The organism is Microbacterium schleiferi (assembly GCF_038150145.1).
Lineage (GTDB): Bacteria > Actinomycetota > Actinomycetes > Actinomycetales > Microbacteriaceae > Microbacterium > Microbacterium schleiferi_B.
The window spans coordinates 72,760-87,583 of sequence record NZ_JBBWSA010000007.1 but is presented as its reverse complement, the minus strand read 5'-3'; the positions used below and the strand labels follow the sequence as shown (position 1 = coordinate 87,583).

The window sequence follows — 14,824 nt, the reverse complement described above, 5'->3', positions numbered from 1 at the left end:
GGGCGGATGAGCACGCGTAGCCCTGGCAGCGACCTTCCGGTTCGCACGATCGACCGCGTGCTCGCGTCGATGTCTCTCGGACTGCTCGCGCTCTCGGTTCTGTCGTTCTTCGCGATTCTCATCGGCTCCGCGTCGCACGCCGATTTCAGCACCGGCCTGTGGCCCGCTGTCGGCATCATCGTCTACATCGCCCCGATCCTCGCGTTCGCGATGCTGCTGACGGTGCTGATCATGACGTTCGTGCGAAGGGCGCGGGCGAACCGGAGCGAATAGATGGCGGGCGACGAGCGAACCCTCGCCACCTGGCTGGCATCGCTCGATGACAACGCCCTCGCAGACCTGTTCACCCTGCGTGGCGTCTCACCCGCGGCATCCTGGCGCGACTTCTTCGATGCCGCCGAAGCGCTCCTCGATTCAGCGTCGATAGACCGGGCGCTGGCACGGCTCGATCGTCGCGAACTGGCCGCGCTCGTCGCCGCCGGCGCCGGGGATGTCGCCACCGAGACCATCGTGACCTGGGGACTGGCACGCCCTGGCGGCGAGATCTACGCCCCGGTGCGGGAACGAATCGCTGCGCTCTCGAGCACCTCCGGTCTTCCGGATCCGCCCGCCGACGTTGCCGAGACCGCAAGCGGGTCCCGCGGGCCCGCCACGGCGTCGGCAGCCGAGACCGCGAGCGCCGCAGAGCGGATCTTCACGGCATCCGCATCGCTGGCCGACGTACTGTTGGCGGCCCTGCACGTACCGCTGACCCTCACCGGCGCAGGCGCAGTCAGCGCCGCAGACCGCAAGCGCCTCACCGAATCTGGCGCGATCAGCGCGCCCGAAGACCTCGACGATCTGATTGCCGCAGGCCTGGCAGCAGGGCTGCTCACGCCGATCGGACGAGAGCTCGTGGTCACCGCCACGGGCGAACAGTGGCTGGATGGCGGCACCGTCGCCCGATGGACTGCAATCGCCGATGGCTATCGCCGCAGTCTCCCGGCCGGCCTGCGCACCCCACAGGGTGGAGTCCTCGACCCTGCGGGCTGGACGGGCATGTACCCACTGAGCCCTGAATGGCCGGCGCGGGCGGCAGCGCTGCGGCAGACGGCGCAGCGGTGGGGCATTCTCACGCCAGACGGGGCGGTTCCACCGTGGTCGCGTGGCCTCGTCGAGGGCACAGCTCTCGACACTGATGCTTTACGCGATGCCCTTCCGGCCGAAATCGACCGGATCTACCTGCAAGCGGATCTGACAGCTGTCGCTCCCGGCCCTCTTGCCCCGCGGCATGACCTGCGCCTCCGCAGGATCGCGCGGCGCGAGTCCCGCGCGCAGGCCTCGACATACCGCTTCACGGCGGAGTCGATCGGGGCTGGCCTCACCGACGGAGAGAGCGCCGAGTCGATCCGCGAATTTCTGCGCAAGCTGTCGCTCACGGGGATTCCCCAGCCGCTGGACTACGTCATCGAAACGACAGCCTCCCGGCACGGTTCGATCACAGTCCGCTCGGATGCCGCGAGCCCCAACACGATCGTCGAGAGCAGCGATGCGCACCTGCTCGATCTCGTCGTCATCGACCAGGCCCTGCGCCCCGTCGGCCTGGTGCGCCACGGCGATGTGCTCGTGAGCCGCGTCGGGCGTGACCACCTGTTCTGGGCGCTGGCCGATGCCCGCTACCCCGTTGTCGCGCTCGACGAGCACGGAGCGCCCGAGTCACTCCGGCGCCGAACCGCAGCGCAGTCTGCGTCAGCAGAACCGGCGGGCGATGTCTACGCGCGTCTCATCGGGTCGCTGCGCGCCTCGGGCGGCGACGGCGACGCCGCCTGGCTTGAGCGCGAACTCGAGCAGGCGGTGCGCACGAAGTCGATCATCGTGGTCACGGCACAGATCAGCGCCGCCGAGACCCGCACCTTCACGCTGGAGGCTACGGGGCTCGGCGGTGGCCGGCTCCGCGGCAGAGACCGGGGCGCGGATGTCGAGCGCACCCTCCCGATCTCGACCATCGTGAACGTCGCGCCTGCCTGAGGGCCGTCCGCACCGCCACCCCGCGGGTAGACTGGACCGCTATGGCTGACGGCCCCCTCATCGTGCAAAGCGACCGGACAGTGCTGCTGGAAGTGGCACATCCGGATGCCGAATCCGCACGCCACGAACTCGCGATCTTCGCCGAACTCGAGCGCGCCCCCGAGCACATCCACACGTACCGCATCACACGGCTCGGCCTCTGGAACGCACGGGCAGCCGGGCACACCGCCGAAGACATGCTGGGCACCCTGGACCGGTGGACACGGTTCCCGGTTCCACCGTCGGTCGCGATCGACATCCGCGAAACCGTCGGCCGCTACGGACGCCTCGTGATCGAGCGCGACACCGTCGACGGATCCGAGGAGCCTGCCCTCGTGCTGCGGTCGACGGATGCCGCGGTGCTGGCCGAGGTCACGAAGAACAAGCGCATCCAGCCACTGCTGGTGGGGCGCCCCTCCCCTGACACCTACGTCATCGACGCCTGGGCGCGCGGACAAATCAAGCAGGAGCTGCTGAAGATCGGCTGGCCCGCCGAGGACTTTGCCGGGTACACGCCGGGTACCCCGCATCCGATCGACCTCGCCGAGCAGGGCTGGCACCTGCGGCCCTACCAGCGGCAAGCAGTGGATGCCTTCACCGACGGCGGTTCGGGAGTGGTCGTGCTCCCCTGTGGCGCGGGGAAGACGCTCGTGGGAGCCGGCGCGATGGCCGACACCAAGACGACGACGCTGATCCTGGTCACCAACACGGTCAGCGCCCGGCAGTGGCGCGACGAGCTTCTCAAGCGCACGAGCCTCACACCCGAAGAGATCGGCGAGTACTCGGGGCAGGCCAAAGAGGTCAAGCCGGTCACGATCGCGACCTACCAGATCCTCACCGCCAAGCGGAAGGGAGAGTATGCGCACCTCGCGCTGCTCGACGCTTTGGACTGGGGTCTCATCGTCTACGACGAGGTGCATCTGCTGCCCGCTCCCGTGTTCAAGCTGACTGCCGACCTGCAGGCTCGCCGCCGCCTCGGTCTCACGGCAACGCTCGTGCGCGAAGACGGCCGCGAGGGGGATGTGTTCAGCCTCATCGGACCCAAGCGGTTCGATGCCCCGTGGAAGGAAATCGAGTCGCAGGGCTTCATCTCCCCCGCCGCCTGTTACGAGGTGCGCGTCGACCTTCCTGCCGGCGAACGGCTCGAGTACGCGGCGGCCGCTGATGACGAACGCTACCGGCTCGCAGCCACCGCCCCGGCGAAGATCCGGGTCGTCAAGGACCTCGTTGCCCGGCACGCCGGCGAGCAGACCCTCGTGATCGGCCAGTACCTCGACCAGATCGACGAGATCGCGCAGGCGCTGGACGCCCCGCAGATCACGGGCGCCACCCCGGTCGATGAGCGTGAGGAGCTCTACCGCGGCTTCCGTGAGGGGCAGATCCCGGTGCTCGTGGTCTCGAAGGTCGCGAACTTCTCGGTGGACCTGCCCGAGGCATCCGTCGCCATTCAGGTGTCGGGCTCGTTCGGGTCACGGCAGGAGGAGGCACAGCGCCTCGGTCGGCTTCTGCGCCCCAAGCAGTCGGGGAACACGGCGAGCTTTTACACCCTCATCGCCCGCGACACGGTCGACCAGGATTTCGCCCAGAACCGGCAGCGGTTCCTTGCCGAACAGGGCTACAGCTACACGATCCTGGATGCCGACAAACTCGCCGCGTAGGCGGCCTCGCCCGGCATCCATCTTCCGGAGGTAGGCGATCTCGCCAAGGTAGGTGGATGCCTGCCTGAAACGTCCTGCGCCGCGGATTCTTCCGACGCTCAGGAGGACGGAAACCGCCGATCCGCGCGATATCCAGCATCCGCACCGGCGACATCACGATAATGGGGGCATGAGCGCACCCCGCATCCTCGTCGTCGACGACGAGCCGAACATCCGAGACCTGCTGGTGACGAGCCTGAAGTTCGCGGGCTATCAGGTCAAGGCAGTCGCCAACGGCGCACAGACGATTTCGGCAGTTCTCGAAGAGGAACCCGACCTCATCCTGCTCGATGTCATGCTGCCGGACATGAACGGATTCAGCGTCACCAAGCGACTGCGCGGCGCCGGGTATACCGCACCGATTCTGTTCCTGACGGCCAAGGACGAGACAGAAGACAAGATCACGGGTCTGAACGCCGGCGGAGACGACTACGTCACCAAGCCGTTCAGCCTTGATGAGATCGTCGCGCGCATCCAGGCCATCCTGCGTCGCACGATGCAGACCGACGAAGAGTCGATCATTCGCGCCGGCGAGCTGACGATGGATCAGGACACGCACGACGTCTCGGTCGGGGATGTCTCGATCGACCTCAGCCCGACAGAGTTCAAACTACTGCGCTACCTCATGCTCAACCCGAACCGGGTGCTCTCGAAGTCGCAGATCCTCGACCACGTCTGGGAGTACGACTTCAACGGGGATGCCGGCATCGTCGAGAGCTACATCTCGTACCTGCGACGCAAGATCGACCCGTACTCCTCCGAGCCGCTCATCCAGACCAAGCGCGGATTCGGCTACATGCTGAAGGCAGGCAAGTCGGCGTGAGGCATCCGTCGGAGTTGGCGTGAGCAGCACGACCGACAAGACCGACGCCGTCACCGGGTGGTGGCGCAGCCTCAGCCTGCGCGCCAAGGTGACAGGCGTTGCCGTGTCGATCCTTGCTCTCGGGCTCATCGCGACCGGCATCGGCACGACGGTGTTCCTGCGTAGCCAACTCTTGGCGAGCGTCGACACGCAGGTGTCGCAGCTTGCCGGGGCGGGCGTGAGCGCACTGTTCGACATCGACCTTCTCGCTGATCCCGCCTTCGTCCCGAAGGCCGAGTCAGTTCCGACCGATTACTTCGTCGCCATCTACAACCAGGATGGCGACTTCATCGCAAGCGCCGGCGGCGGACGACAGATCAATGAACCCGACTTTCCCACCGAATACCTGCCGACCGAGACCTCTGTAACCCAGCAGCAGGAACCGTTCACGATCCCCGGCACGATCCCCGGCACAGAGTTCCGCGCGGCATCAGCTCTCATCGAAGTCAAGGGCACCACGGTCTTCTACACGCAGATAATCGCAGTTCCGTTGACAACGGTGACCCAGACCCTCGCCACCTATCTCGGCATCTACAGCATCCTCTCTGTCATCACGATCGTGCTCGGCGCCATCGCGATCCGGCTGCTGGTCACGCTCGCGTTCCGGAGCCTCACCCAGGTCGAGAACACGGCGATGGAAATCGCGGCCGGCGATTTCGGCCAGCGCATGACCGACATTGCCCCCGCCACCGAGGTCGGCAGGCTCAAGACCGCGATCAACGCCATGCTTGGCCGTATCGACGCCGCGCTCGCGCAGCGAGATGCCACGGTGCGCCAGATGCGCCGGTTCGTCGGCGACGCCTCGCACGAGCTGCGCACGCCGCTGGTCACGGTTCGTGGCTACGCCGAGCTGTACCGGATGGGAGCCATCCGCACCGACCACGACGTCGCCCAGTCGATGGAACGGATCGAGAAAGAGGCCATGCGCATGGGCCTGCTCGTGGAAGACCTCCTCGCCCTCGCCCGGCTCGATGAGCGCCGAGACATCGAGTTCGCCCCGGTCGACCTGCGACCGCTTGCCCGGGATGCCGCGCTCGATGTTCGCGCTGCCTCTCCCCAAAGACCTGTGGCTGTGATCGATACGACCATCGTCGAACCGACCGAGCCGCGTCCGCCGCAGACCGAAACCGACACCCTCGAGACACCCAAACGGCCGCGGTCCGCCTTCAGCCGCGCGGGCTCCATCCTGCTGCGTCGCCGCCCGAGGGACGCGCGCGGCACGGCGCCGACCACCGAGCAGATCGTCATCGGGCCCCTGGATCTCGGGCCGTCGTCGTCGGCGCCCGTTGCGCTCCCCCCGATCGTGCTCGGCGAGGAAAACCGCATCCGTCAGGTGATCACGAACCTCATCGGGAACGCTCGCCGGTTCACCGCTGAGGACTCCCCTATCGAGCTTCGCATCGGAGTGGATGCCGCGGCGCAGTCGGGCTGGATCGAGATCGTCGACCACGGTGAGGGAGTGCCGGATCAGATCAAGGACAAGATCTTCCAGCGGTTCTGGCGCGCCGATACGTCACGCACGCGAGAGACCGGCGGATCCGGGCTCGGGCTCTCGATCGTCGCCTCGATCGTGGAATCGCTGCATGGCTCGGTACGGGTGATGGACACCCCCGGTGGCGGCGCGACCTTCCGTGTCGGCTTCCCTCTCGCCAGGCACCTCGACCCGGCCGATCACGCCTTCCTCGAAACGCAGCCGCTGGACCGCCTCCCGTCTGACCTGCGGAGCGATCCCCCGGCCTGAGCTCGCCCACCTCGAAGGGTTCCTCCCCAGGACATGTACATCGGTGGCATGTACGAGCGTGAGCGTCGGCTGGCGATTCCTTTCGGGTCACGACGTAGCGTGTCGTCCACACTCACGACACCCGGAGGTTCTTGTGGCCATCTATTCCGTCGACAGCGACGCGGTCCTTGCCGCAACGGCTGGTGTGCGGGCCACCGCAGACCGCGTTCGCGCCGAGACGCATACCATGCTCGCCCAGCTCACCGGCCTGCAATCACAGTGGACCGGCGCGGCATCGCTTGCCTTCGCCGGCGTCATCGACCAGTGGTGCGCAGCCAACGCGCAGGTCGAACAAGCCCTGGGCGCGATCGGGGTCGCCCTGGAGACCGCAGGGCACCAGTACGCGGATGCCGAGCAGATGACCCTCGGCCTGTTCCGCTGATCGCACCAGAAACGACCGAAGGCCCCTCCACATGGGAGGGGCCTTCGGCGTGAAATGCAGCAAGCAGGACTCAGAAGTCCATGCCACCCGACGGGTCGGCGGGCATGGCCGGAGCCTTCTCGGGCTTGTCGGCGACGACGGCCTCGGTCGTGAGGAACAGCGCGGCAATCGACGCGGCGTTCTGCAGAGCCGAGCGGGTTACCTTGGCCGGGTCGATGATGCCCTGTGCGAACAGGTCACCGTACTCACCCGTTGCAGCGTTGAGGCCGAATCCGGGCTCGAGCTCGGAGACCTTGTTGGCCACGACACCGGGCTCCATGCCTGCGTTGAGGGCGATCTGCTTCAGCGGCGCCTCGATGGCAACGCGCACGATGTTCGCGCCCGTTGCCTCGTCACCGGTCAGCTCGAGAGTCTCGAACGCCTTCTTGCCGGCCTGGATGAGAGCGACGCCACCACCGGGGACGATGCCCTCCTCGACGGCTGCCTTCGCGTTGCGAACGGCGTCCTCGATGCGGTGCTTGCGCTCCTTGAGCTCGACCTCGGTCGCAGCTCCGGCCTTGATGACGGCAACACCACCGGCGAGCTTCGCCAGGCGCTCCTGCAGCTTCTCGCGGTCGTAGTCGCTGTCGGTGTTGTCGATCTCACGACGGATCTGGGTCACGCGACCCTCGATGAGCGCGGCGTCGCCGGCACCCTCGACGATCGTGGTCTCATCCTTCGTGATGATGACCTTGCGTGCGCGGCCGAGGAGGTCCAGCGTCGCGTTCTCGAGCTTGAGGCCCACCTCTTCGGTGATGACCTGGCCACCCGTGAGGATCGCGATGTCCTGCAGCTGAGCCTTGCGGCGGTCGCCGAAGCCGGGAGCCTTGACAGCAGCCGACTTGAAGATGCCACGGATCTTGTTCAGCACGAGGGTAGCGAGAGCCTCACCCTCGACATCCTCAGCGATGATCAGGAGTTCCTTGCCGTCCTGGATCACCTTGTCGACGATCGGCAGCAGATCCTTGATGTTCGAGATCTTCTGGTTCGCGATCAGGATGTAGGGGTCTTCGAAGACCGCTTCCTGACGCTCCGGGTCGGTCACGAAGTAGGGGTTCAGGTAGCCCTTGTCAAAGCGCATACCCTCGGTCAGCTCGAGCTCGGTGCCGAACGTGTTCGACTCCTCGACCGTGACGACGCCTTCCTTGCCGACCTTGTCGATGGCCTCGGCGATCAGGGCGCCGATCTCGGGGTCAGCGGCGGAGATCGACGCGGTAGCGGCGATCTGCTCCTTGGACTCGACTTCCTTCGCACCAGCGAGCAGCTCATCGGTGACAGCCTTGACGGCCTTCTCGATGCCCTTCTTGAGCGAAATCGGGTCGGCGCCGGCCGCGACGTTGCGCAGGCCCTCGCGCACGAGCGCCTGAGCGAGCACGGTTGCGGTCGTGGTGCCGTCACCAGCGACGTCGTCGGTCTTCTTGGCGACTTCCTTGACGAGCTCCGCGCCGATCTTCTCGTACGGGTCATCAAGCTCGATCTCCTTGGCGATCGAAACACCGTCGTTCGTGATGGTGGGGGCTCCCCACTTCTTCTCGAGAACAACGTTGCGACCGCGGGGGCCGAGCGTCACCTTGACGGCGTCGGCGAGGGTGTTCAGGCCGCGCTCAAGGCCACGACGGGCCTCTTCGTCGAAAGCGATCATCTTTGCCATGTGTGTCGTCCCTCCCGGACGGGGCTAGGTCTTAGCACTCACCGATCTGGAGTGCTAACCCATTCTGGCACTCGCCCATGGGGAGTGCAAGCCGCGCACGATGAAGACGACGAAGAGACGGATGCCGCGGCATCCGTCTCTTCAGAAGCGTGGTGGGCGCGGCCTCTAGACCACGCGGACCGACTCCGCCTGCGGGCCCTTCTGACCCGTCCCGACGGTGAATTCGACCTTTTGGCCCTCTTCGAGAACACGGAAACCGGTCATATCGATGTTCGAGTAGTGGACGAACACGTCTTGACCGTCATCGACGGTGATGAAGCCGTACCCCTTCTCGGCGTTGAACCACTTCACGGTGCCTTGGGCCATGCGAACTCCTGATGCTGGTGGGACACCGTCATCGTATTCACCGGGATCGACCCGATACGGCCCTCGCGCGAAGTATTGACACGCGCGTCTTCACCTTGTTACGGCCCGGAAACACGCGGGCCGCGCGGGTCAGTCCGTGGGCTCGGGAGTGGGGACGCCGGCCGCGGTGCGGTCGAGACCGATCACGATCGCGAGTTGCTGCGTGGCACCCTCGTCGGTCTCGGTCGCAGGGTCGTCGGTCGGCTGGTAGATGGTGCTTTGGGCCACGGCCGCGCCGCCGATCACGTTCGCGAGGCCGAGCGCCGCGGCATAGTCGGCATCCGTCGCGTAATAGACGGTCGTCTCGGGGAAGTCGTCAGTGCCTGCCTGCCCGGCCAGAACAGTGTCGGGGGCCCACCCGGCGGCGATGAGCTGATCTTTCAGCTGCGTAGCAAGCCCGGTCTCGGGCGTCGCATTGAGGATCAGAACCGAATACGAGGTGTCGACGACGGGGTCCACCGTGACGGTCGGTGTGGGTTCGGGAGTGGGCTCGGGAAACAGCACGATGCGCCCCGAGACCACGAACATTGCGAAGATCCCGACAGCGATCAGGATGACGGTGGCAAGCGCCGCCCAGAAGAAGACGACTCCGCCGCGCATGTGCGGCTGCTCAGCACGGTGCGCACCGACTCGACCGACGTCCTCGGGCAGGTCGTCGAATCGATCGCGCGGGAACTCGGAGGTCGGCATCAGACGATCGTACCGATGCCGCCTACGGAAACCGTGCGCGTCCGCCCGGCAGAATCCGCGCTCGCTGCACCGGAGCGCTTGCTTCCCCGGGCGCTGTCCCGGAGCCGACGCAGGCGCCCCATCAGCAGCGGGTCGTACGCCTGCGCATCGACCGAGTCCAGCATCCGCACCAGCAACTGGTAGTAGCGGGCCGGCGACATGCCGAGCGTCTGCCGGATCTCTTCTTCTTTTGCCCAGCCGCGAAGACGGCACGACGACTCGAAGTCGAGGATCGCGCGCTCACGCTCGTTCAGGGGCACGGTGAGAGGCTATCGGCGAGCGCCGACATCGTGAGCGCGCCACTCCACCCATGCGCCGAGTGGGTCGACCACGGCAAGAGCGCGATTATCCATCCCTAAGACGAAGCCGGGCCAGTTCGCAGAATCCGCGCCCCAGCGGTCGTGGAGCCCGGGCGGATCGATCGAGATCCAGTGCGTGCCGGGGCGTGCGGATAGAACGGCGTCGATCTGGTCGAACAGTGCGATCCGCCCGGTGCGAGGGATGTGGGGCAGCACCCCGGGGGTGGTGATGACCAGCGTGGCGTCGGCGGGTGACTCGGCTGCAACCTCCACAAGAGTGCCGTCGGCGGCCGCATCCCCTGAGATAAGCGTCGGTGGGTCCTCACGCACGACGTCGAGCGCCGCGACGATCCGCTCGCGTCTCCCCTCCTCCCCCGGCCAGACGAGCGATGTCAGAAACCGGCGGTCCGTGTCGGATGTCGCATCCCGTGGCGCCAGGTCGATGCCGGCGCGCCAGACGATCTCGGGCAGATGCAGGGTCGGCACGTCCTGGGCGCGGCTGCGAAGCACGACCGGCGAGGGACCGCCGGTCGGGTCGAGGTCCTGTCCGTTCTCGTACCGGTAGGAGTATCGATCGGGGTAGAGACACAGTCCCGCGCTCGCGCCGACCTCGAGGAGCGCGATCGGGCCGTCAATGAGGCTCAGCGCCGGCAACAGAGCCGCGCATCGCAGCGGCTCGTTGGTCTGCAGCCCCCGCGCCGCGCACTCGGCCGCCACATCGTCGATGTTCGCCGCCAGCCACTGCGCCCAGGCCGTGTAGCCGCCGTCCGCCGCTCCCAGCATCCTGGTCACCGCGAACACGAGCGGAGGCTGTCGCCGATCGGCGCGGATGCGGGCAAGAAGCCGCTGCGTAGCGGGATCGGCTGCCACACCCGTGGCCCATTCCTCATACAGAGCGGAGCGGCCCGGCGCCTCGTCGGTCGCGAAGCGGCGGTAGCGCTCCGCGACGCTGCTCGCTTCGGCATCCAGGGATGACACCATGCCCCCATTGTGGAACAGCGCCCCGGCGGGTCGGTGACGCGCCCCTCGTCCTATCCCTCGTCGCAACGGCGAACGACACGCACGACACGCCGGGCGCGGATGCTTCGAGCCGGGGTGTCGCGCGGATGCTGCGCCGTTGCGACCGAGGCTGGCGCACCGAACTCGAGGCCGATCTGCCGCGTCAGGCGGAACAGTCCGTCGCCACTTCGTGTTGACTTGGGTAAGGAGGAACAATGTCCTATCGCACCGAGAAGTCCGAGTCCGAGTGGCGCGCAGAGCTCAGCGCCGAACAATACGCGGTTTTGCGCGAAGCGGCAACCGAGCGTCCCTGGACCGGTGAACTGCTCGACGAGAGTCGCGCCGGTCTGTACGCCTGCGCTGCGTGCGGCAACGAGCTGTTCAAGAGCGGCACGAAGTTCGACTCGCACTGCGGGTGGCCGAGCTTCTACGAGTCGGTTCGCCCCGAGGCTGTCGAGCTCATCGAAGACCGCACCCACGGTATGGTGCGCACCGAAGTGCGGTGTGCGCAGTGCGGCTCTCACCTCGGGCACGTCTTCCCCGACGGGTTCGGAACACCAACCGGCGACCGCTACTGCATGAACTCGATTGCGCTGACCTTCACACCCGAAGAGTCCTGACAGCCCGTCGGCCTCACGCCCGCGCCCCCGGCCGCGCGTGAGGCCACGGCACGACCACGATGGCAACCGACGCAACGGCGATGAGAGCCACCACCACCTCGTGCCCCAGGCCGGGGCTCGCCGGCGCCGGCCAGATCGCATCCAGAACAAGAGCAGTCGCGAGCTGCCCGACCACGGAGCCGAGCACGAGCAGCAGCACGCCCGTGCGGCGAACAAGAGCAGCAGACAGCAGGATGTAGCCGACTCCCAGCGCTCCGCCCGTGTAGGGCCACGGATCGCTCGGCCACTGCTCGGGCAACCCGACGACGGCAACGTGGACCGCAGCGATCAGCACCAGTGCGATCGTTCCGCCGAGGAAGTTGACCGCGGTCGCAGCTATCGCTGACCCGGTCGCGCCGCGAAGCCGACCGTTCGTTGCCTGCTGCCAGGCAACGCCGCCCCCGGCGAGGACCGGCAAGAGCAGCATCCACCACGGCACGCCGGTGAGGTTCCCACCCGTCACCGAGATCCCCACGGCGAGAAGGGCGACCGCGCCGCCGACAACTCGCCGAATCGTGACCGGTACTACGCCCGACGGCCCGTAGCCGACGCGGTCGATGAGGATGCCGAAGACGATCTGGCCGGCGACGAATCCGACGGTGAACAGCGACACACCGATGATTCCCGCGGTGATGCTCTGGCTCGACACCGTGAAAGCTCCCGCCAGTCCGCCCGCCAGCATCCACCACCGGATGCCGCCCCCGCGGATGCCCTCGCGCAGCGAACGGAGCCCGCGACGACCCGCGGGCGTGAGGGCGGCAATAACGGCAATGAGCACCAGACCGGAACCGAACGAGAACGCCGCGGCAAGAGTGCTGTCGTCGATGCGGTGACCAAGTTGTCCGTTCGCGCGCACCTGGAGCGCAGTGAGAGCACCGACGAGGGCAGTACCGAGGAGCCCGAGGGCCATCGCTGCTCTGCCGGACGTCACCGGTTCATTCTGCCGGACGGGGCGCGGCTGCAGCCGACGACGGGACGTGGACCCGTGACCGCCCGATGACAACGTCGAGTCGGCATCCGATCGCGACAGCCGGCTAGCTAGACGTCGAAGTGTGTGGAGCCGACGACGGGACTTGAACCCGTAACCGCCCGATGACAACGTCGAGTCGGCATCCGATTGCGACACCAAGAAACTGGAGCCGACGACGGGACTTGAACCCGTAACCGCCCGATTACAAGTCGGGTGCGCTACCAATTGCGCCACGTCGGCAGAGCGCCCAGTCTATCGGGCGCCGAGGTACGCAACGCCTCAGGGGGTGGGCGTCGGCGTTGGTGACGGGGTCTGGTAGTACGCGTCAGAGTCGATCGTCAGCACGAACTGGGCGAACTCCTTCGGGTTGTCGAGTGCGCCCACGTACACGGAGCCGTTGACGAGAACGAGGGGCGTACCGGTGAGCTGTACGCCGTCCGTGTCGGGGATCTCCTCGACCGCGCGCTCGGTTGCCTTCTTCGCCCACGAGAGGAAGTCGCCTTCCTCGATGCAGGCCCGCACGACCTTCGGGTTCGACACCCCGGATGCCTGCGCGATGTCGGCCAGTTCGGTGTCGGAGTACCCATCGGCGTCGACATCCGGCTGCTGCTCCAGCAACGCGTTGTTGAACTTGAAGAACGCTTCGGGGGCGTGGGTGGCAACGCACGCAGACGCCGCCGCTGCGCGCAGCGAGTACTTCGTACCGTTGGACTTCGCTGTGAGCATCGCGACCGGGTAGTAGGTCAGGCTGACCGCACCTTCGTTGACCCATGTCGACAGCTGCGTCGCGTTGGCGAGCTGGAACTCGGCGGAGCCGGTCGAGAGGTAGTCGACGTAGACCCGGATCTCGATTTCGGGTGCGTCGGTGACGACAGGGGTCGGTTCGGGCGTCGCGGTAGTGGTCGCACCGGCCTCCGTAGATGTGCTGTCATCGACGCCCTCCTGCGCGACGACCGCACCGCCGACGTCGGTCACGGCGAATCCGTCGGCCTTGGCCGCAGCGGGACTGAGCGCACTGGTCGAGGTGGTCGAGGTGACTGCCCACGTGACCGACACCGCAACGACGGCGACAACGGCGACGATTCCCACGCCGATGATGCCGGCACGGATGCGGCGCGCTCGCGTCTGCTTCGCGTGAACCATCTGCGCCTTCTCGCGGACCGCTTCGCGACGGTCGCGAGCCTCGGGCGCCGCGGGCTGTTCGCCGCTGGGCGTCTGATCGCTCGACATGAAACCTCTTCACACAACAAGGGGTCGGGCTGCACCCGACGGGGGCCGTGGCATCGGCCGGGAGATGTCGCTCAGGTAACGACCGCCGCCCACGATGCTAGCCAGAGAGCCTGGGAAAAGCCCAGACATGGCGCCTCTTCAGGTGTGACTTCGCCTGGAGAACCAGCACCGCTCGAGGTGAAGCTACTCGTCGGCTTCTTCCTGCTTGCCGCGCATGACCAGCAGCGGGTCGGGTGTGCCCACGACCTCGAGATCCTTGTCGTCGTAGTCGAACTGGCCCAGGAAGAACTTCATCGCATTGACCCGCGCCCGCTTCTTGTCGTTGGAGCGGATGATCGTCCACGGCGCGTATTTCTTGTCGGTACGACGGAACATCTCCTCCTTCGCGACCGTGTATTCGGCCCACTTGTCCAGCGAGGCGATGTCCATCGGCGAGAGTTTCCAGCGCCGCACCGGATCGAGCTGGCGCAGCGCAAACCGGGTGCGCTGTTCGGTGCGCGAGACCGAGAACCAGAACTTCGTCAGATGGATGCCGGACTCAACCAGCATCCGTTCGAACGAGGGTGTCTGCTCCATGAACGTCTCGTACTCCTCATCGGAGCAGAAGCCCATCACTCGCTCGACGCCAGCCCGGTTGTACCAGGACCTGTCGAACATCACGATCTCGCCGGCGGTCGGGAAGTGCTGGATGTAGCGCTGGTAGTACCACTGGCCCTGCTCTCGATCACTCGGTTTCGCCAGGGCCACAACACGCGCGGTGCGGGGGTTCAGGTGCTCAGTGAACCGTTTGATCGTGCCACCCTTGCCCGCGGCATCCCGGCCTTCGAACAGGATGATGGCGCGCCGACCGGTGTCTTCGAGCCAGTACTGGAACTTCAGCAGCTCCACCTGAAGGCGATACTTCTCGAGTTCGTACTCGTCGCGGGTCATCCGGTCGGCATAGGGATACCCCTCCTGCCACGTGTAGACGGGGTTGCCCTCGGGATCGATCAGATCAGGGTCGGGGGTGTGCCCGTCACGCACGGTGTACCCGTTCTCGCGCAGATACTCGATGTAGGCGCGCATGTCGCCGGCGG

15 protein-coding genes and 1 tRNA gene are annotated in these 14,824 nt (G+C 66.6%); 7 read left to right on the top strand and 9 right to left on the bottom strand.

Annotation, left to right across the window (positions count from 1 at the left end; genetic code table 11):
• Window positions 1-6: 6 nt before the first annotated feature.
• From AADH62_RS09585 to AADH62_RS09560, 6 genes are all read left to right on the top strand, one after another.
• Window positions 7-273, top strand: a complete 267-nt coding sequence (locus AADH62_RS09585) for a multidrug ABC transporter ATPase (RefSeq protein ID WP_341579303.1) — start codon at window positions 7-9, stop codon at window positions 271-273.
• Window positions 274-2,007 carry a helicase-associated domain-containing protein gene (locus AADH62_RS09580; protein ID WP_341579302.1) on the top strand — a complete coding sequence of 578 codons (1,734 nt, stop codon included), beginning with the start codon at window positions 274-276 and terminating at the stop codon, window positions 2,005-2,007. It begins immediately after the preceding gene.
• A 41-nt stretch (window positions 2,008-2,048) separates the two neighbouring features.
• On the top strand, window positions 2,049-3,704 hold the full coding sequence (locus AADH62_RS09575) for a DNA repair helicase XPB (RefSeq protein ID WP_341579301.1): 1,656 nt from the start codon (window positions 2,049-2,051) through the stop codon (window positions 3,702-3,704).
• Between the two features lie 169 nt (window positions 3,705-3,873).
• Complete coding sequence (locus AADH62_RS09570) at window positions 3,874-4,566, top strand: response regulator transcription factor (RefSeq protein ID WP_341579300.1); 693 nt, start codon at window positions 3,874-3,876, stop codon at window positions 4,564-4,566.
• A gap of 19 nt (window positions 4,567-4,585) precedes the next feature.
• Window positions 4,586-6,346 (top strand): HAMP domain-containing sensor histidine kinase, encoded by a 1,761-nt coding sequence (locus tag AADH62_RS09565; protein ID WP_341579299.1) that lies wholly within the window; start codon window positions 4,586-4,588, stop codon window positions 6,344-6,346.
• A 133-nt stretch (window positions 6,347-6,479) separates the two neighbouring features.
• A complete protein-coding gene (locus AADH62_RS09560) occupies window positions 6,480-6,767 on the top strand; it encodes a WXG100 family type VII secretion target (RefSeq protein WP_341579298.1) in 288 nt (95 codons plus the stop codon).
• A gap of 70 nt (window positions 6,768-6,837) precedes the next feature.
• Here the strand turns inward: AADH62_RS09560 and groL are convergent, their stop codons facing one another.
• The 5 genes from groL to AADH62_RS09535 form a co-directional block, all read right to left on the bottom strand.
• Window positions 6,838-8,457 (bottom strand): chaperonin GroEL, encoded by a 1,620-nt coding sequence (groL, locus tag AADH62_RS09555; protein WP_341579297.1) that lies wholly within the window; start codon window positions 8,455-8,457, stop codon window positions 6,838-6,840.
• A 165-nt stretch (window positions 8,458-8,622) separates the two neighbouring features.
• Window positions 8,623-8,823, bottom strand: a complete 201-nt coding sequence (locus AADH62_RS09550; protein ID WP_228176859.1) for a cold-shock protein — start codon at window positions 8,821-8,823, stop codon at window positions 8,623-8,625.
• A gap of 129 nt (window positions 8,824-8,952) precedes the next feature.
• The gene (locus tag AADH62_RS09545; RefSeq protein ID WP_341579296.1) at window positions 8,953-9,552 is read right to left on the bottom strand and encodes a LytR C-terminal domain-containing protein; all 600 of its coding nucleotides are present in this window, start codon (window positions 9,550-9,552) and stop codon (window positions 8,953-8,955) included.
• Window positions 9,552-9,851, bottom strand: a complete 300-nt coding sequence (locus AADH62_RS09540) for a DUF3263 domain-containing protein (RefSeq protein ID WP_341579295.1) — start codon at window positions 9,849-9,851, stop codon at window positions 9,552-9,554. Before AADH62_RS09540 ends, AADH62_RS09545 begins: the two co-directional genes overlap by 1 nt.
• Before the next feature lie 9 nt (window positions 9,852-9,860).
• Window positions 9,861-10,871 carry a DUF2332 domain-containing protein gene (locus AADH62_RS09535; protein WP_341579294.1) on the bottom strand — a complete coding sequence of 337 codons (1,011 nt, stop codon included), beginning with the start codon at window positions 10,869-10,871 and terminating at the stop codon, window positions 9,861-9,863.
• A gap of 233 nt (window positions 10,872-11,104) precedes the next feature.
• Between AADH62_RS09535 and msrB the strand changes: the two genes are divergently transcribed.
• Window positions 11,105-11,509, top strand: a complete 405-nt coding sequence (gene msrB, locus AADH62_RS09530) for a peptide-methionine (R)-S-oxide reductase MsrB (RefSeq protein WP_341579293.1) — start codon at window positions 11,105-11,107, stop codon at window positions 11,507-11,509.
• A 13-nt stretch (window positions 11,510-11,522) separates the two neighbouring features.
• On the opposite strand, the gene AADH62_RS09525 is transcribed toward msrB, so the two are convergent.
• From AADH62_RS09525 to ppk2, 4 genes are all read right to left on the bottom strand, one after another.
• A complete protein-coding gene (locus AADH62_RS09525; protein WP_341579292.1) occupies window positions 11,523-12,479 on the bottom strand; it encodes a DMT family transporter in 957 nt (318 codons plus the stop codon).
• Window positions 12,480-12,682: 203 nt separating this feature from the next.
• Window positions 12,683-12,758: transfer RNA gene (locus AADH62_RS09520), tRNA-Thr, on the bottom strand.
• Window positions 12,759-12,797: 39 nt separating this feature from the next.
• Window positions 12,798-13,748: a DsbA family protein gene (locus AADH62_RS09515; RefSeq protein WP_341579291.1), complete on the bottom strand. Its 951-nt coding sequence runs from the start codon at window positions 13,746-13,748 to the stop codon at window positions 12,798-12,800.
• A 183-nt stretch (window positions 13,749-13,931) separates the two neighbouring features.
• Window positions 13,932-14,813 (bottom strand): polyphosphate kinase 2, encoded by an 882-nt coding sequence (ppk2, locus tag AADH62_RS09510; protein WP_425355670.1) that lies wholly within the window; start codon window positions 14,811-14,813, stop codon window positions 13,932-13,934.
• Between the last annotated feature and the right edge of the window lie 11 nt (window positions 14,814-14,824).